At 72.0% G+C, this 16,573-nt stretch carries 17 protein-coding genes and 1 pseudogene; 8 read left to right on the top strand and 10 right to left on the bottom strand.

The annotated features are described in order from the left end of the window. The first annotated feature begins 30 nt into the window (after positions 1-30). The gene (locus tag AB0M46_RS38555) at positions 31-408 is read left to right on the top strand and encodes a hypothetical protein (protein ID WP_363344554.1); all 378 of its coding nucleotides are present in this window, start codon (positions 31-33) and stop codon (positions 406-408) included. Positions 409-450: 42 nt separating this feature from the next. Here AB0M46_RS38555 and AB0M46_RS38550 read toward each other — a convergent pair whose 3' ends face one another. Together AB0M46_RS38550 and AB0M46_RS38545 are read right to left on the bottom strand one after the other, a co-directional pair. Continuing rightward, positions 451-1,125 carry an ABC transporter ATP-binding protein gene (locus AB0M46_RS38550; protein ID WP_363344552.1) on the bottom strand — a complete coding sequence of 225 codons (675 nt, stop codon included), beginning with the start codon at positions 1,123-1,125 and terminating at the stop codon, positions 451-453. Then, the gene (locus AB0M46_RS38545; protein WP_363344550.1) at positions 1,122-2,249 is read right to left on the bottom strand and encodes an FtsX-like permease family protein; all 1,128 of its coding nucleotides are present in this window, start codon (positions 2,247-2,249) and stop codon (positions 1,122-1,124) included. Before AB0M46_RS38545 ends, AB0M46_RS38550 begins: the two co-directional genes overlap by 4 nt. A 90-nt stretch (positions 2,250-2,339) precedes the next feature. On the opposite strand from AB0M46_RS38545, the gene AB0M46_RS38540 reads away from it, so the two are divergent. From AB0M46_RS38540 to AB0M46_RS38530, 3 genes are all read left to right on the top strand, one after another. Beyond that, positions 2,340-2,942: a helix-turn-helix domain-containing protein gene (locus tag AB0M46_RS38540; RefSeq protein ID WP_363344548.1), complete on the top strand. Its 603-nt coding sequence runs from the start codon at positions 2,340-2,342 to the stop codon at positions 2,940-2,942. 410 nt (positions 2,943-3,352) lie between these two features. Beyond that, positions 3,353-3,814, top strand: a complete 462-nt coding sequence (locus tag AB0M46_RS38535) for a hypothetical protein (RefSeq protein ID WP_363344546.1) — start codon at positions 3,353-3,355, stop codon at positions 3,812-3,814. Positions 3,815-3,953: 139 nt separating this feature from the next. Then, a complete protein-coding gene (locus AB0M46_RS38530) occupies positions 3,954-4,448 on the top strand; it encodes a DivIVA domain-containing protein (RefSeq protein ID WP_363344544.1) in 495 nt (164 codons plus the stop codon). Between the two features lie 11 nt (positions 4,449-4,459). Here the strand turns inward: AB0M46_RS38530 and AB0M46_RS38525 are convergent, their stop codons facing one another. Next, positions 4,460-5,092: a DinB family protein gene (locus AB0M46_RS38525; protein WP_363344543.1), complete on the bottom strand. Its 633-nt coding sequence runs from the start codon at positions 5,090-5,092 to the stop codon at positions 4,460-4,462. 83 nt (positions 5,093-5,175) lie between these two features. Here AB0M46_RS38525 and AB0M46_RS38520 point away from each other — a divergent pair, with 83 nt between their 5' ends. Next, on the top strand, positions 5,176-6,081 hold the full coding sequence (locus AB0M46_RS38520; protein ID WP_363344541.1) for a hypothetical protein: 906 nt from the start codon (positions 5,176-5,178) through the stop codon (positions 6,079-6,081). A 120-nt stretch (positions 6,082-6,201) separates the two neighbouring features. On the opposite strand, the gene AB0M46_RS38515 is transcribed toward AB0M46_RS38520, so the two are convergent. Then, the gene (locus tag AB0M46_RS38515; protein WP_363344539.1) at positions 6,202-6,921 is read right to left on the bottom strand and encodes a copper resistance protein CopC; all 720 of its coding nucleotides are present in this window, start codon (positions 6,919-6,921) and stop codon (positions 6,202-6,204) included. 146 nt (positions 6,922-7,067) lie between these two features. On the opposite strand from AB0M46_RS38515, the gene AB0M46_RS38510 reads away from it, so the two are divergent. Next, positions 7,068-8,330, top strand: coding sequence for a hypothetical protein (locus AB0M46_RS38510; protein ID WP_363344537.1), 1,263 nt, complete (start codon positions 7,068-7,070; stop codon positions 8,328-8,330). A 245-nt stretch (positions 8,331-8,575) separates the two neighbouring features. On the opposite strand, the gene AB0M46_RS38505 is transcribed toward AB0M46_RS38510, so the two are convergent. The 5 genes from AB0M46_RS38505 to AB0M46_RS38485 all read right to left on the bottom strand — a co-directional run bounded on the left by AB0M46_RS38505 (position 8,576) and on the right by AB0M46_RS38485 (position 13,450). Continuing rightward, on the bottom strand, positions 8,576-9,676 hold the full coding sequence (locus AB0M46_RS38505) for a hypothetical protein (protein WP_363344535.1): 1,101 nt from the start codon (positions 9,674-9,676) through the stop codon (positions 8,576-8,578). Positions 9,677-9,830: 154 nt separating this feature from the next. Continuing rightward, a complete protein-coding gene (locus tag AB0M46_RS38500) occupies positions 9,831-10,316 on the bottom strand; it encodes a hypothetical protein (protein WP_363344533.1) in 486 nt (161 codons plus the stop codon). A gap of 124 nt (positions 10,317-10,440) precedes the next feature. Beyond that, positions 10,441-11,205 (bottom strand): phosphodiesterase, encoded by a 765-nt coding sequence (locus tag AB0M46_RS38495; protein WP_363344531.1) that lies wholly within the window; start codon positions 11,203-11,205, stop codon positions 10,441-10,443. Between the two features lie 164 nt (positions 11,206-11,369). Beyond that, positions 11,370-12,953: an MDR family MFS transporter gene (locus AB0M46_RS38490; protein WP_363344529.1), complete on the bottom strand. Its 1,584-nt coding sequence runs from the start codon at positions 12,951-12,953 to the stop codon at positions 11,370-11,372. After that, positions 12,950-13,450, bottom strand: a complete 501-nt coding sequence (locus tag AB0M46_RS38485) for a MarR family winged helix-turn-helix transcriptional regulator (protein WP_363344527.1) — start codon at positions 13,448-13,450, stop codon at positions 12,950-12,952. Before AB0M46_RS38485 ends, AB0M46_RS38490 begins: the two co-directional genes overlap by 4 nt. Positions 13,451-13,564: 114 nt before the next feature. On the opposite strand from AB0M46_RS38485, the gene AB0M46_RS38480 reads away from it, so the two are divergent. Continuing rightward, positions 13,565-14,140 (top strand): TetR family transcriptional regulator, encoded by a 576-nt coding sequence (locus AB0M46_RS38480; protein ID WP_363344525.1) that lies wholly within the window; start codon positions 13,565-13,567, stop codon positions 14,138-14,140. A gap of 95 nt (positions 14,141-14,235) precedes the next feature. Here the strand turns inward: AB0M46_RS38480 and AB0M46_RS38475 are convergent, their stop codons facing one another. Continuing rightward, entirely contained in the window at positions 14,236-14,868 is a 633-nt protein-coding gene (locus tag AB0M46_RS38475; protein ID WP_363344523.1) for a hypothetical protein, read from the bottom strand. Between the two features lie 177 nt (positions 14,869-15,045). Here AB0M46_RS38475 and AB0M46_RS38470 point away from each other — a divergent pair. Continuing rightward, positions 15,046-16,573: pseudogene (locus tag AB0M46_RS38470) on the top strand (hypothetical protein); the annotation flags it as partial.

Genomic DNA, 16,573 nt, shown 5'->3' with positions numbered 1-16,573 from the left:
CGGTCCTTCCCCAGAGAGGCTGGCAACCCGATGCTCCGCTCCCGTGCCCTGCTCGCCGTCACCGCCCTGGCCCTGACGGCGAGCCTTTCCGCGTGCGGCGGCAACGCCCCGCAGGAGATCAAGGCGCCGGCCCCGACCACGACCGGCCCGCTGACCGAGGAGCGCCGCGAGACGCTCTTCCTCGACGCGACCGCCACCCACCTGTGCGGGATCCAGTCCCGCGTGTACACCGACCCGGGGGCGATGGCCTCGGCGTACGCGTCCCGGCCCATCTACGCCGACCTCACCGACGCCCAGGTCGACGCCTTCCGGCAGCGACTGATCAGCGACCCGGCCTTCGCGGCGCGGCTGACCGAGAAGATGAAGGTGGTCTGCGGTACCGCGCCATCAGCCTCTTCCGCCGGCTGATGCCGCGATATGCCGCCGTGCTGGTCAGTGTTCGCGTGGCCGTCAGGCAGCGGCCGCGGGGGCATGGTCCAGCATGTCGATGGTGGTGTCGGCCGCCTCGACGACGACCGGGTCGTGGGTGGCGACGAGGGTGACGCAGCCGTGCTCGTGCGTGGTGCGGGCGATGAGCCGGGTGAGGTCGTCGGCGCGGGTGCGGTCGACCGCGGCGGTCGGCTCGTCGACGAGGAGGAGCTCGGGCCGGGCGAGCAGGGCGCGGGCCAGGGCGACGCGTTGGCGTTCGCCGCCGGAGAGCTGGTCGGGGCGGTGGCGTAGCCGGTGGTCGAGTCCGACCTCCGCGAGCAGTTCGCGGGCCTTGGCGCGCAGGGCGCGGGGTTTGTGCCCGGCGAGGGAGGCGGCGGCGAGCAGTTGTTCCTCGGCGGTGAGGCCGGTCAGCAGGTTGCCGCTCTGGAACATGTAGCCGATGCGGGTGCGGCGGGCGTGGGCGCGCTGGCGGTCGGTAAGTGCGGCCAGGTCGGTGTCGTTGAGCAGGACCTGCCCCTGGTCCGGGCGCAGCAGGGCGCCGGCGACGGCCAGGAGGGTGGACTTGCCGGAGCCCGAGGGCCCGACGAGGGCGGTGAGGGCGCCCGGCCGGAAGGAGGCGGTCAGACCGCCGAGGGCGATGGTGCGGGACTCGCCGCGGCCGAGGGTCACGGTGATGCCGTTGAGGTGGAGGGTCATCGCGCGGCTCCCAGCATGGTCATCGGGTCGACGGTGGTGACGCGGCGCAGGGTGAATGCGGAGCCTGCGAGGCCCACCAGGACCACGGCCGCCATGGTCGTGGCGAGGGTGACGGCGGGCAGGCTGAAGGGAACCTTTTCGCCGACGAGGAGGCCGACGGCGGCGGCGAGCGCGGCTCCGGCGGCGGTGCCCACCGCGACGACCACGGCGGCCTGGGCGAGGGTGTGGCCGAGGAGGCGCCGCCGGGACGCGCCCATGGCGCGCAGCAGGGCCAGCTCCGGGGTGCGCTGCACGGTCCAGACGGCGAAGAAGGCGCCGACGACCAGCGGGGCGATGAGGAAGAGGAAGGTCTCGATGGAGTTCATGGTCAGGCGCTCTCCCGCGTAGCCGGGGGCGGCGGCGAAGGCGTCCTGGAGCGCGACGGTCGCGGTGCCGAGGCGGCGGTCGGCGTCGGCCAGTGCCTGCCCGCGCAGGTCGGCGGGGACGTCGAGGGCCATCGCGGTGTACTGGTCGGGGAGCCCGGCGGGCGGGGTGAGCGCCCCGGGGGTGGTGAAGCGGATCTGGCGCCAGGTGTCGAGGGTCATGTACGCGACCGCGACGTGCCCGTAGGAGGAGCGGCCGGTGGTGCCGGTCACCTTCAGGCGGATGCCGAGCCGGTCGATGGTCAGGGTGTCGCCGATGTGGACCCCGTCGTTCACTAGCTGACTGGACACGACGATGCCCTCGGGTGCGGCCGCGTCCAGGCGGTGCCCGTCCTCGGCGCCGGGGTCGGTGAAGGCACCGGGCTGGACGCCGAAGGCGGCGAGGTCGACCTCGACGTTGCGGTCGGTGGTACCGCGGGTGATGGCAACTCCCAGCGGCGTGGCCTGGACGCCCTTCTCGCTCGTCCAGCCGGCGACCGCACGCTGGTCGATCAGGCTCCGGGCGAACTGGTCGGAGTTGGAGCCGGCGGCGAAGGCGATGTGGGTGGCGGGCAGCCTGCGCAGGGCGGAGACGGTGTCGTTGCCGAGGCCGGTGGCGAAACCGGAGACGATACCGACGAGCGCGGCGACAAGGACGACGACGCTGCCCATCAACAGGAAGCGGCCTCTGGCCGCTTTGAGTTCCAGCAAGGCGAGGTACACGGCGCTCTCCAAGGGTAGGGACAAGGCGTCCCTAAGATATGAGATGGCGACGCGGCGTCCCTAAGCGGGGTGGGGTCCTAGACTGGCCGGGTGCCCAGGATCCAGGCCGCTTCGGTCGCCGATCACCGCGCCCAGCAGCGCGCCGCCCTGCTCGACGCGGCACACGAACTGCTCGCCGAGGGCGACGCCGCCAACGTGACGTTCGCGGCGGTCGCCCGGCGCACCGGGCTGGCCCGCAACAGCGTCTACAAGTACTTCTCCGACCGCCGCGAGCTCCTCACCGAAGTGGTACGGCAGGCCGCGCCGCGCTGGACCGAGCGCATCCACACCGCGCTCGCCGCCGCCGGCGCCGATCCCGAGAAGCGGGTCGCCGCCTACGTCACGGCGCAACTGGAAATGGTGCGCGACGGCGAGCACCGCATCGCCCGCGCCAGCGCCGACACGCAGGACACCGCTGCCCTGCGCGCAGGCGCCGACGCGGCGCACCGTGCCCTGCTCGACCCGCTCATCGACACCCTGCACGACCTCGGCGACGACACTCCGCTGCGCACCGCCCGGCTGCTGCAAGGGCTCGTGAACGCCGCGATCACGGCGCTGGAGGCAGGCGACGACTACGCCGCGGTGACCGACCGCGCGGTGCGACTGGCCGTCGCCGCCCTCGCGGGCCTCACCACCGATCCGCTACCCCGCTGAGCGCGCCCGGCCTCGAAACCGGGCCGACGGCCGCAGGGCACCCCCGCCGCGTGATTTCCGTCCATGACCTCTGCCGACGACAGCACTCCCGGTGCCAGTGATGGGCAACACCTTAACCCCTGGTTACTTCGTCCCGGGCCCTGCACTGCCGATCCATGCGGTACGCCGATGAGTGCCGGTGCGCCGCCCACAGCGTTCGGCGAATACCGCACCAGCACAACGCGCAGCACCTACCGGCTCAGACCGCCGCGGCTGATCTTGTCAGTCGGTGCGCGCTGCATAATGCCGATGAGCGTGTGCCCGGCCCATTGCCACCGACTCCGGTGCCCGTGATGCTGGACCGGCAGGCGACACTCCGATCGATCGATTGGCCGGAGCGAAAAGGAACCGGGTGAACGGCGGAGGTCTCAATGACCGAGACGCTCGGGGAGCACATCCCAAGCGGAATCGGAGCGCTTGTCGTCGCTGCGCTTCACTCCCGCTTCAGCAATAACCTGAACGTCGAGGCGTTCGCCGAGCTGCTGGCCGAAGACGCCCGATTCAACATGTGGTTCGTCCGCACCATGAAACGAAACGGTGCATCGGTCGCGGACGCCTGGAACGCGTGCGCGCTGAGTCAGTTGCTGTACGAACAGTGCGAACAGGCGTGGAGGACGTACCTAGCCGATGCCGAACAGGCTGAACGCCACCGCCGCGAACTCCACCGCCGGCTCACTCCCATGAGCCGCCAGGAGCGCGTCGCCGCCAGCCGCGAACGGACCGGGCGGCTGGTAGACGTGCTCATCGGCGCGACCGACCGTCTCCGCCAGGTCCGGCTGACCGGCGAGATCGGCTACGAGGACCCCGACATGCCACCCGTCGAACTGATGTGATCGGGAATCCAACCTCGGCTCACGCCGACCGGGCACACCGCTCGGTCGAGATCCGATGCGCGCACATGCCGCATCGTGCGCGGCGCACTCCGCGACAGATAGCTGGCACCGGGTTTGACGGGGTCGCAACACTGAGCTGATGATCGCCTTCGAGTTCTCCGTGGTGCTGCGCGGATACGACCCACAAGCTGTGGACGCGCTTCTGGCACAGGCCGTCGCCGCCCTCACGACCGTCGACGAGAGTGCGCGGGCAGACGCAGTCACCGCGTTGCGCCGCGCGAACCTGCCCGTCGTACTGCGCGGGTTCGACCGGGCGCAGGTCGACGGCGCGATCGCGAGTCTGACCGCCCAGCTTGAGGGTGCACCCGGGTCAGAGCCAGAGCCAGACCCAGACCTGTGGGACGGTTGGTCGGTGAACATGGCGGAGTTCGACGTGGCCCTGCGTGGCTACGATGTGGCTGCCGTGGACCGGCTGGTCGAGCAGGTAGGCCGAGCGCTGACATCCGGGAGCGCCGCTGCCCGCGCCGAGGCTGCGGTCGCCGTGCGACAGGCAGTCTTCGCGGTCAAGTTCCGTGGATACGCGCGGCACCAGATCGATCGGTTCCTTCAACAGGCAGCACGGGAACTCGCATAGGCCGTGTTCAGTCAACCCGTGTACCCACGGTCACCGGGCATGGGTTGCACTGTGAGGCCCGCGGCGGTGAGGAACTGACGGATCTGGGAGGCGTGCTCAACGACGTGCAGCGGCATGCTGCCGACAATCACCGCGAACAGCATTCCGTGGTATCGATGGGCGCTTGGAAGTGGCCGAGCGGCCATCTCCTCGGTGAGGCCGTCAAGGGTCTGGCGTACGCGTACGCGGCACCAGTCGACGTACCCGAGAAGCTCGGGCTTCGTGAACTTGCGGTTGGGGAAGCCGTAGGTGTTGTCGTCAAACGGTTGTGGCGGTGCCCACGGCTCGAACTCGCCAGCCAGGTCATAGTCGAGCGTATTCAGCGCGTGGTAGCCGAGGAACCAGGGAGCCGAGCCGTGCAATCCCCCGTGCGGCGTCGGAGCCGTAGGCGCCTCGTCGGGCCACAGGTCCGTCTGCCACAGCTCGTCGGGGCAGTCGGTCAGCGCCGTCTCCATCAGCCGCAGCGCCTGTTCGAAGTTGTGGGCCATGCTCTGCACAAACGCGTTCGACACACCGCCGGTATAGCGCATATCGGCGGATCTGGCACGGGCGCATGGCATGGGCACGGACACGCGCTCTTGCCGCCCGCGCAGCAGCAGCTCCACACCGAGGCGTTGTCAAGCCTGATCTGAACCCTGCTGCCGGACCTGTTTCAGCACGGTGAGACTGGCGAAGGCCGGCCGCAACAATGGACCATCCACCTCCTCGGCAGGGTCCGTACCAGCCGCTGCATGTGTTGAACTGGGATATGCAGATGCGTCCCGCAGAACTGGCGGCGATCCGTTCCGGCGATGTCGAGGTGGCGTTCCGCCGCTGGGAACGGCCTCGTGTCAGGGTCGGTACTCGGATGCGTACCGCAGTCGGACTGATCGAGGTCACGTCAGTCGACCGCGTGGCGGTGAGCTCGTTGTCCGCCGCAGACGCCCGCCGGGCCGGCGCGGTGTCGCTGGCCGCGCTCCGGCAGGGGTTGGACCGCCTGCACCCCGATCGGCCGGTGTACCGGATCGGGTTGCGGTACGCGGGCGTGGACCCGCGGCACGCGTTGCGGGAATCAGTGCCCGACGCTGCGGAGATCGACGAGATCGTCGCGTGGCTCGATCGGCTTGACCGCGCCTCACCGGCCGGGCCTTGGACCCGGGCGACGCTGCTGCTGATCGACGAACTGCCGGCGACCCGGGCACCCGACCTCGCACAACGGTTGGGGCGTGACACCCCGGCGTTCAAACAGAACGTGCGCAAGCTGAAGGAGCGCGGCCTGACCGAATCGCTCGACATCGGGTACCGGCTCTCGGCGCGCGGCGCCGCCGTCCTGGACCAGGAGGGGCATCGCCGTCCGGTCCCCGACCGGCCGGTGCCGGTGCCGGGCATCCCGCTGCCACACCTGGGTGCAGCCGCGACCCGTGCGCTCACCTCGCACGGCGTGGCCAGCCTCGAACAGGTTGCCGAACTCAGCGAGGCCGAGGTGCAGGCACTCCATGGAGTCGGGCCCTACGCCCTGCGCCATCTTCGAGCCGCGATGGATGCGGCCGGGCTGACCTTCCGCGACGATCCCGGCGGATCGCCGGCGGCCGGCAGCACAACAGAGATGTCCTGAGTATCGAAGGCCAAGCCACGGCGAGCACCGCGGTTCGCGCACCGCATCACCCGCCCAACACGAACGTGCAGGTGAGTATGCTGGTGGGCCGCCGGAGACTCGAACCGTAAACCTACGGGTTCAGGCGCGGCGGCGCTTTTTGGTGGGGACCGGTGCCCGCCGGGCCGCCGCGACCACGATCCAGCCGACGCCCACCACGATCAGGGCCGGGATCAGCCAGTCGGTGAGCACGAACGGCGTGGGCGGGGTGGCCGCCTGCGCGGGAGCGGGCGCCGGGGGCGCCGAGCGCACGTCCGAGAACAGGCCCGGCGTCGCCGTGGGCTCACCGGACATGGCCCTGGTCAGCGCGTCCGAGGGGCCCGACGTCGGCGCGGCCCAGCCGGCCGGTGGCGGGGTGAGCGGGCCGGAGTAGGTGAACTTCAGCGTGCCCTTGACCGCCTCGCCGTCGGAGGCGACGGAGTGGTAGGCGACCGCGTACTGGCCCTGCTCCGGCCAGTGCGACACCGCGATCACGGCCGGGTAGCCGGTGTTGAAGCTGCGCGGCTCGAACTTGCCGTTGACCAGGTAGTACTCCTGGACCGGGCGGTCGAGGCGCTTCGGCTCGCCGGCGCGCCAGGCGCCCTCGACCCGCCGGCCGGAGGGGGTGGTCACGGTGAAGAAGGCGTACGAGGCCGGGGTCTCGGTGAAGTACAGCGTCAGCTCGCTCTTGGGCTGGCTCACCGTGCTGTCCGCGACCGGGTCCGACATCGCGAGCTGGCCGTGGGCGGCGGCCGGCGTGGCGGGCAGCACCACGGCGGCGAGCACGAGGAGGATCGCGCAGACACGCACCGGCAGACGCATCGACACATGATGGCGGGTTCCGTAGCGCGCGACAAGCGGCTAAATTCACAGCCCTAACGAACCCGCCCGCCCACGGGAGACCCTCAGTGCCGAACGTCCGCAGCGTGCCGTTGCCCTCAGTGGTGCTTTGTCCGGTGGTGTGCTGAGTGGCGCCGGTGGAGGTGCTCGCCCACGGCGTGGGCGGGCGACAGGATCTGCCGCTGACCCCGGCGCAGCTGGCCATCGGGGCCGGGCTCGCGCTCGTCGTGTCGTTCCTGGTGCTGGGGGTGGCCTGGCGGGAGCCGCGCCTCGACCCCGGCGCCGGCCGCCCGGTCCCCGCGTGGCTGGCCAGGCTGATCCCGCTGCTCGACTGGCCGCTGCGCGTCGCCGGGCTCGTGCTCGCGGTGGTACTGCTGGTGCAGTTCACCCACCCCGACACCGCCGACAACCCGGCCGCCGGCCTGGTCTTCGTGCTCTTCTGGGTCGGGCTCGTGCCGTTGTCGCTGCTGTGCGGCCCGATCTGGCGGCGGATGAACCCGCTGCGCACGATCGTGGGCTTCATCCGCCGCGACGGCGGGCGCCCGGTGCCGGAGGGCCTGGGCTACTGGCCGGCCGCCGCCGGGCTCTTCGCCTTCGCGTGGCTGGAGCTGGTCGCGCCGGACCGGGCCACCCTGCCCGTGCTCGGCGCCTGGCTGGCCGTCTACGCCGCGGCGATGCTGGCCGCCGGCCTGGTGTACGGTACCGCCTGGTTCGACCGGGGCGACGCCTTCGAGGTGCTCAGCGACCTCGTGGGGCGGCTCGCTCCCATCGGCCGCCGGCCCGACGGCACGCTGGTGTGGCGCAACCCCCTCGACGGCATCACCGGCCCACGCCCCGCCCCTGGCCTGGTCGCCGTCGTCGCGGTGCTGCTCGGCTCGACGTTCTACGACGCCCTCTCCGGCGCCCTGTTCTGGCTGCGCTTCACGCAGGAGGACGGGCTGCCCGCCCCGGTCACCGGCACGGGCGGCCTGCTCCTGGTGATCGCCGCGGTCGCCGCCGCCTACCAGGTCGCCACCCGTGCCGCCGGCCGCCGGGGGCGCACCTCGGCCGAGCGCACGCCCGGGGAGCTCGCGCATTCGATCGTGCCGATCGCGGTCGGCTACGTCGTCGCGCACTACTGGTCGCTGTTCATCCTGGAGGGCCAGCGCACGGTCGCGCTGCTGTTCGGCCATGGGGACTTCCGGCCGTACTCCGGAATCATCACCCCGCTCGGCGTGGCCAACCTGCAGGTGACGGTGATCGTGCTGGGCCATCTCGTCGGCACGGTCCTGGCCCACGACCGCGCGCTGCGCCTGTTCCCGCGGACGCGCACCCTGACCGGCCAGGTCCCCCTGCTGGCGCTGATGGTGGCGTACACCGTCGCGGGCCTGTTCCTGCTCTTCGCGGGCTGACGCTGCGCGGCGGACATGAGAAGACCGGCGGCACGAGGGAGGGGCGCCGCCGGTCTGGCTCATATATATGGATATCGAGAGCGTGTTCTCGAGGTAAGTGGAGCGAGGACCGTGTTTTGCGATCCCTTCGGGCTTGCTGAAACCACTATCGAGGAGGGCACTTGGCAGACACTTGGCGTGCGCTTGCGCCAATGTGTCGCCCGCCCGACACCACTGCAACAGGGGCCTCAGCCGGCGCCGGGCGGTCAGCGGACGGCGGCCTCCAAGGCCAGGCGCTCGGCGGCGGCGCCGCGGACCTCCAGGGTCTCGATCGGGTCGTCGCGCAGGTACGCCAGGCGCCGTTCGAGCTTCTCGTCCAGCGGGACGTGCCGGGCCGCCAGCACGCGGACCTCGGCCTCGCAGTCCCACAGGCCCTCGGTCAGGGCGCCGGCGCAGGTGCCGGGCTCCAGGGCGAGGCGGGCGCGGAGGTAGGCGGCCCGCTCGTACGAGTGCGGGCTGAACCACAGGGAACGGATCCTCGGCAGGGCCTGGATCGCGGCGTCGCCGCCGACCCGGGCCAGGCCGGTGACCAGGCGGTCGTAGCCGCACAGGTCGTCGGGGCGGGTATCCAGCCACGAGAGGCCCGCCAGCAGGGCCGGGCCGTCGGACTCGTCGCCGTGCTCGGCCAGCACGCACAGGCTCTGCCAGTAGGGGCCGGAGGCCGGGTCGGCGGCGACCCGCCGGGCCGCGGGTAGGGTCTGCACCTCCGGGGAGGCCAGGCACTCGCCGGCCTCGTCGAGCAGCGCGCCGAGCCCGCGGACCTCCTCTGGGCCGGCGGCCAGGGCGGCGCGGACCCGCTCGTCGCGGGCCGACCAGTCGGTCCACGGCGGGCCGGGGACGAACCTTGGCGGGCGGTCGGTGCTGGCCAGCCGGTCGGCGGCGATCGGGAGCAGGTCGTCCCACCAGTTGGCGGGCCACCTCGGGGCGACGGCGGCCAGGGCCTCCTGCCAGTAGGGGCCCAGTTCGACGTACCGGCGCAGGCTCTCGATGATCCCGTCGGACCCGGCCCGGCCGAGGGCCTCGACCACGCTCAGCACGTGGGAGAACTCGCCGGTCTCGTCGGAGGCGGTGAAGAGGCGGGCCACGATCGGGCCGGTCGGCAGCTCCAGGTCGCGGACCAGCCGGGCCAGGTAGATGCCCCGGTCGTCCAGGGGCAGCCAGCGGTGGTCGCGGCGGATGCAGGCGTACACCAGCTCCGGCGCGGCGGGGTCCTGTCTGGCCCGCACGGCGCCCCGGCCGAGTCCACGCTGCAGCGCGCCGGCCCGGGTGCGGGTCGGCAGGTAGTGCCAGTCGTCGTCGAGGCTCATGACGATGCAGTCTGCGTCGTTTGCGGGCGGTGTGCCGCCGAATTCTGCCCCGGAAAAGCCTTGACAAGCTGGGCGGATGCGACACAGCGCCGGTCAGCGGGGATCCCGCCGGCCGGCGCCGTGAGCGCAATCTCACCGCCCCGAGAGGAGATGGTCACGCGCTGGCGTCGTCGATGTCGTTGTCGCTGAACAGCCCCGAGCCGAGGAAGTTCTCGAAACGCGACGTGATGCTCTGCAGGCCCGAGGCCGCCGAGGCGGCGCCGAAGCCGTGCGCCAGGCCCAGGCCGTCGCCGCCGCTCGCCTCGCCGAAGCTCGCCTCGCCGAAGCCGGCCGACTCGCCCTCGGCCGCGCCGAAGCCGGCGTAGCTGCCGCTCTCCTGGCCGTAGGCGGCGTACTCGTGCGAGTCCTCGATCTCCGTGCGCTCGTAGTGCGTGTACTCGGTGATCTCGTAGTGGTTGCCCGCCGCGTCCGTGTACTCGATGTGCTTGACGTTCTCGTACTCCTCGTGCTCGACGCTGTGGTGGTCGCGCTCGAGGATGCCGTACTGCGACTGGTGGTCCATCGCGGCGCCGTGCTCGGTGTGCGCGGCTTCCAGGCTGCCGTGCTCCTGCCCGGTGTCGAACTCGCCGTACTCGCTCATGGGGTGTTCCTCTCGGGTGCATGTCACGTGGTGCAAGGGGGGAGGTGCTGCTGAGACCAAGGTACGGGGGTCCGCAGCGCACCAAATCCCGGAAACGTGCCACGCGGGTATCGGCGGATCGGTCTCAATAGGCGGTGACCGGGGCGCCCGTGTGACTGGTGTGCACCAGGTGGGTCACGCAATCGTTGCCGTCGATGCGGTGCAGCAGGAAGCCGGCCGGCTCGGCCACGAAGCTCACCGGGCGGCCCTCCCGCATCCCGAGGTCGACCTGGCGGTAGGTGCTCGGCGCCACGCTCAGCACGGTGCCCGCGAACCCGGCCGTGACCACCCGGTGCAGGTGCCCGGCCAGCACCCGGACCACGTGCGGGTGGCGGCGGATCACCTCGGCCAGCGCGGGGCCGTCGGCGAGCCGGATGGCGTCCATGCCGGGGATGCCGACCTTGATCGGCGGGTGGTGCAGGCAGACGAGCGCGGGCACGCCGGCGCGCCGGCCGAGCACCTCGTCGAGCCAGGCCAGCTGCTCCTGCCCCACCTCGCCGGCGTCGCCGAGCTCGGGGCGCAGCGAGTCGAGCACGACGATCGTGAAGCCCGGGTACTCCGCCGCGTAGGACGTCTCGGCCAGCCCGAACGCCCGTTGCAGGGGCGCCTTGCCGTCGTGGTTGCCCGGGACGAGGTGGACCGGCACCGGATAGTCGCGCAGGAGCTCCTGGAGCACGTCGTACTCCGCCTCCTGGCCGCGGTCGACGAGGTCACCGGTGACGACGACGCAGTCCGGGCGCGGCTCGAGAGCGAGCACGCGGGTCAGCGCGCGGTAGAGCCCGGCGGCCGGCTCGGCGGCGAGCGCGCCGGTGGTGATGTGCGAGTCGCTGAGGTGCGCGATGAGCGGCATGGCGATCATTCTCCGCCGCCGAGGTGAACGGCCGGCGCAAACCACAAACGCACTGCACGAACGCACGGCACGAACGCGAACGGGCGGCGCAAGCAGACGAACGGGCGGCGGGAGCTCCGGGGGTGAGCTCGCCGCCGCCCGTTCGGGCTTCGGATCCTTGCGTGTTACCGCTGGACGCCGACGTGCTCGGCGACCGGGTCGGCCGGGTCGGCCGGCTTGGGGCTGGACAGGTCCAGGGTGCTGCGCAGCATGGTCGGGCGCATCAGGATCGCCGCGATCACGCCGACCACCGCGATGCCCGCCGAGACCAGGAAGATGTGGCCGGTGGCGTCGCCGTACGCGGCGCGGACGATGTGCTGCATCGCATCCGGCAGCGCGTTGAGGTTGAGGTTGCTGGTCTGGCCGCCCGCCGGGGCCTGCACGCCGGCCGCCGCGAGGGAGTGGGTGATGTTGTCGGTGACCCGGCGGGCGAGCACCGCGCCGAGGACGGACACGCCGATCGTGCCGCCCAGCGAGCGGAAGAACGCCACCGTCGAGCTGGCCGCGCCGATGTCCTTGAGCTGCACGGTGTTCTGCACGGCGAGCACCAGGTTCTGCATGGACATGCCCACGCCGACGCCGACCAGCAGCATGCCGCCGCCGACGAAGACCAGCGAGGTCTCGTGGTCGATGGTGGACAGGGCGGCGAAGCCCGCGACGAGGACGATGGTGCCGGCGACGATGTACGGCTTGATCCGCCCGCTGCGGGTGATCAGCCGGCCGACCACGATCGAGGAGACCAGCACGCCGGCCATCATCGGGATGGTGAGCAGTCCGGCCTCGGTGGGCGAGTAGCCGCGGCCGATCTGGAAGTACTGGCCGAGGAAGACCGCCCCGCCGAACATCGCCATGCCGACCGCCAGGCTGGCCAGGATGGACAGGGCGGTGGTGCGCTGGGCCACGATGCGAAGCGGCACGACCGGCTCGGCGGCGCGGGCCTCGACCCACACGGCCAGGGCGAGCAGGACCAGGCCGGCGGTGACCATCACGGCGGTCTGCCAGGACAGCCAGGCGAACGAGCTGTCGACGAAGGAGACCCAGATGAGCAGCACGGACACGCCGGCGGCGATGAGGGTGGCGCCCAGGTAGTCGATCTTCAGGCTGTCGCGCTTGATGGTGACCAGGTGCAGGGTCTTCTGCAGCACGATGAGGGCCAGCACGGCCACAGGCACGCCGACGAAGAAGCACCAGCGCCAGCCCAGCCACGAGGTGTCCACGATGACGCCGCCGAGCAGGGGGCCGCCGACGGTGGCCACGGCCATGACGGCGCCGAGGTAGCCGTTGTACCGGCCGCGCTCACGGGGCGGGATCATCGCCGCGATGACCACCTGGACCAGGGCCTGCAGGCCGCCGACGCCGATGCCCTGGAAGGCGCGGGCCGCGATGAGCTCGCCGGTGTTCTGCGCGAAGCCGCTGAGGACCGAGCCGACCACGAAGATCACGATCGAGACCTGGACGAGGAGCTTCTTGCTGTACAGGTCGGCGAGCTTGCCCCAGATCGGGGTCGTCGCGGTGGCGGTCAGCAGGGTCGCGGTGACGACCCAGGTGTACTGCGTCTGCGTGCCGTTGAGCGCGCCGATGATCTTCGGCAGGGCGGTCGAGACGATCGTGGAGCTGACCATCGCGACGAAGAGGGCGAGCAGCAGTCCGCTCAGCGCCTCCAGCACTTGCCGATGGGTCATCGGCTCCTCGGTGTGCGTCTGACTCATGGTGTTGCCTCCAGGGCCTTGCGGCCGTCCGTGGTGCGGTTGTCCGTGGTGGTGCGACCGGGGACCGACTGGGCGGCCACCGACTCGACGAAGCGGCGCAGCAGGCCGCTGAACAGCTCGACGTCGGTGCGGGTCCAGTCGCGCAGAGCGTCGGCGAGCAAATTGGCGTACAGCTCGTTGGTGCGGCACATGGCCTCGCGGCCGGCGTCGGTGAGCTCCAGGAAGCTGGCCCGCCCGTCGTGCGGGTCGGCCACCCGGCGGACCAGGCCGTCGGCGACGAACGCGCTGACCGCCCGGCTGGTCGTCGACTGGTCGAGCGCGCAGTCGGCGGCGAGCTCCTTGAGATGGCAGCCGCCGGCCAGCCGGTCGATGGCCACGAGCATGCCGGCCACTCCTGGCGCGAGCGTGCCGCTGCCCTGCTGGTGGTGCTGCTTCACCAGGCGCAGGACCTTCATCAGCTCGCGCACCTCGTCGCGCAGCGCGTCGACGTGGTCCACGGTGATCCCTCCAAACGAGCCCCAACGGGCTCCGAATACTTGCCTGGTACAAGCATTCAAAAAGATTGCCCACTGCGCAAGTTTTCCCGATGAGAAGTAGGTAACATCGGCTGCGTGTCCGGCCTGCGGGAACGCAAGAAGCTCGCGACCCGGCAGGCCCTGCACGAGGCCGCCGTGGCGCTGTCGATCGAGCACGGCCTGGACAAGGTCACGGTCGAGGCGATCGCCGACGCGGCCGAGGTGTCGCGCCGGACCTTCTCCAACTACTTCGCCAGCAAGGAGGAGGCGCTGCTGTTCGGCGACCGGATGCGCGTGGGGCTGCTGGTCGACGCGGTCCGGGAGCGCCCGGCCGGCGAGCCGCCGTGGGCCGCGCTGACCGGCGCCGCGCTGGACGTGCAGCGGCGGCAGGGGACCCGCGACCCGGGATGGGTGGCCCAGGTGCGACTCGTGCGGCGCCATCCGTCGCTGGCGGCGCAGCAGGTCTCGACGTACGCCTCGATGGAGGACGAGCTGACCGCGCAGGTCGCGGCCCGATCGCCGGGCGCCCCGGTGCGCGCCCGGCTGATGGCTGGCGCCTTCCTCGTGGCCATGCGGGTGGCCGTGCACGAGTGGCTGGACCGGCCGGCGGACACGGCCCTGGTCGACGTGATGCGGGAGTGCCTGGAGGAAATGGGCACGCAGTTCCCGTAAACGCCGATATGCCCGGCGCGGGGCGCCGAGCATATCGAAAACCGGGCATATCGGAAGTCAGCGGGAGTGGGATCGATACGGACCTGCCCAGCTCGTCACGGGCGAGCCCCCGTCAGCGTGGGGCGGGCGACCAGGATGAGGCCGAGGAGCATGTACCCGATGAGCAGGTGCGCCCCGCCCACGTAGTCCGCCACCGGATCCCCCGCGATCGCGAAGGCCGGCACGGACACCACGGCCCAGCTCTCGGCCACCGACGGCCACACCCGGGCCGCGCCCTTCCAGCGGCCCGTGAACAGGATCTTCAGGCCGATCACGAACATGCCGAGCATCGACAGGGGCCAGAAGACGTCCATCGGGACGAGGAAGGCCGAGTCGCGCAGGGACGGGATCGCGTGCAGGAAGCTCCACACCGTGGCCACCGCGAGCAGGACGTGCTCGACGTACAGCATCCCGCGGGCCACCTTCGAGGTGCCCGTGGCGCCCGTGCGCAGCTGCACCGCCAGCAGCGCGAAGAGGCCCAGCTGGAACGCGCCGCCGGTGAGGTCGGTGATGGTCTGGCCCAGCGAGTCGGTCGGGTTGTTGCCGACGGTGAACATGGCGGCCGACCAGCTCAGGGTGCCGGCGACGAGGATGGCGCCGAGCGCGCGGGTCGGGCCGGCCGAGATCCGGGCGGCGACGACCGGCGCGTCGTCGGTGCGGGCGGGGATCGGTTCGGTGCGAATCGTCATGACTGCGTTCCTTCTCTATGTGAAGCGCTCCGAGCACAACACCGAAGCGCGGTATGCCGAGAACTGTGCGGGACCGGGCGACCCGGGCGGCAGGGTCCCGCGCCCCGCGCTGTGTCCCTGACCGGGCGGGACTCGTGTCCCGGGCCCGCGGGACGCCCGGCCTGGCACCATGTCCGGGTGCCCAAGCCCCGCGCGTCCACCCTGGCCGGGGGCGCGTTCGTCGCGCTCGCCCTCGCCGCCACCATCGCCGCCGTGGCGCTCGAGGCGGCCATCGGTCCGCAGCGGCGGGCGAGCGACGGCCTCGAGGCGGGCTGGATCTCCGGGCTCGCGGGGCTCGCCCTCGCCGTGCCGGGCGCGCTGCTGGTCCGGCGGGTGCCGCGCAACGCGGTCGCCTGGATCATGTGCGCGACCGGCCTGCACTGGGCGCTGGACGGCGCGGCCGTGGCCTGGGTGGCCTACGCGACGACGCAGAGCCCGCTGCCGCACGGCACGGTGTTCGCGTACTGGATCTACCAGCGCGCTGGCGCCGGGCTGCTCTTCTCGCTGCCCCTGGTCCTGGTCTTCTACCCGGACGGGCGCCTGCCCGGCGGATGGTGGCGGTGGGCCTCGATCGGCAGTCTCGGCGCCACCGCGGTACTGCCGCTGACCCTGCTCTTCGCGCCGACGCGGATCGCCGAGGCCATGGACAACGGGCCCGCCCCCTCGGCCGCGCGCGGCCTGTCCGCCGACCTGCTGCGCCTGCCGCTGCCCGACGGCGCCTGGGAGGTGCTGCTGCGCATCGGCTACGCGGCGCTCCCGCTGAGCCTGCTCGTGCCCTTCGCGGTGGTGATCCGGCGGTACCGCGCGACCAGCGGACTGGAGCGGGCGCGTATGCGCTGGCTGCTCTGGGCCGGGGTGGTCGACGTGCTGGTGATGCTCTCCGCGCTCGTGCTGCCGCAGTCGTGGCTGGGCGCCGGGCTGTTCGTGGCCATCGGGCTCACCTCCGGGGCGATCACGATCGGCGTGCTGGCCCCGCAGCGCTTCGACATCGACCGGCTGCTCGGCGGGACGGTGCTCTACGGCAGCCTCGCCACCGTCGTGGTGATCGTCGACGCCGGGATCCTGGCCGTGGTCACCACGCAACTCGGCGACCGCGGGGCGGCGCTGGTCGGCCTGCTGGTCGTGCTCCTGGTGTACGGCCCGCTGCGCAACCGGCTGTGGCTGCTCGTCCAGCGGGTGGTGCTCGGCCGGCGCCACGACCCGTACGGCATCATCTCCGGCCTGGCCGAGCAGCTCGAACGCTCCGACGGCCCCGAGCACCAGCTGCTCGCCGTCGCGCGCAGCGTCGCCGAGGCGTTCCGCGCCCCCTACGTCGCCGTGGAGGTCCTGCGCACCGGCGGGCAGGTGATGCTGGCCGAGTTCGGCACCGCGCCGGCCGCCACCCAGGTGCTGCCCATCACGTACCGCGACGAGACCGTCGGCCGGCTCATCCTCGCCGCCGGCGGGTACCGGACCGCCCTCTCCCCGCGCGACGAGCGCCTGCTGGCCGACGTGGTCCGGCAGGCGGCCGCGGCGGCCCGCTCCAGCTACCTGGCCGCCGAGCTGCAGGTGAGCCGGGAGCGGCTGGTCGGGGCGCGGGAGGAGGAGCGCCGCCGGGTCCGCCGCGACCTGCACGACGGGCTCGGCCCGGCCCTCGGCGGCGTGGCGCTGCGCATCGACACGGCCC

The sequence above is a fragment of the Dactylosporangium sp. NPDC051485 genome, assembly GCF_040682015.1.
GTDB lineage: Bacteria > Actinomycetota > Actinomycetes > Mycobacteriales > Micromonosporaceae > Dactylosporangium.
This window is presented reverse-complemented; position numbering and strand designations above follow the sequence as displayed.